Origin of the sequence: Roseateles chitinivorans (assembly GCF_002761755.1) — a bacterium.
GTDB classification, from domain to species: Bacteria; Pseudomonadota; Gammaproteobacteria; order Burkholderiales; family Burkholderiaceae_C; genus Roseateles; species Roseateles chitinivorans.
Map to the genome: position 1 here is coordinate 1 of NZ_PEOG01000259.1, position 404 is coordinate 404.

The following is a 404-nucleotide window of genomic DNA, read 5'->3' on the forward strand; positions in this document are numbered from 1 at the left end:
AAAGCATTGGCATTGGGTGGCGATGAAGCCATTCGTATCAATACGGACAACAGTGATAGTTCTTATATCGCAGCACAGATCGCTGCCATCGCAAAAGATGGATATGATCTGGTATTCACCGGAAAAGAAACCATCGATTACAATGGTTCTTCCATTGGTGGTATGATCGCTGAAATGATCGATGCACCGTATATCTCTCTGGCTACCAAATTTGAATTGAGCGGTACCACTGCAAGTGTAACTCGTGAAATTGAAGGTGGAGAAGAAACTGCTGAAGTAGCATTGCCTGCTGTGGTAAGCTGTCAGAAAGGTGTGGCTGAGCAACGCATTCCCAACATGAGAGGTATCATGGCTGCACGTACCAAACCCTTGAAAGTGGTAGAGCCTGTTGCTGCTGATGCATT

At 45.8% G+C, this 404-nt stretch carries 1 protein-coding gene; it reads left to right on the forward strand.

The genetic code is table 11. The annotated features are described in order from the left end of the window. On the forward strand, positions 1–404 hold a 404-nt coding region (locus CS062_RS25650; RefSeq protein WP_438270506.1), incomplete at both ends, for an electron transfer flavoprotein subunit beta/FixA family protein.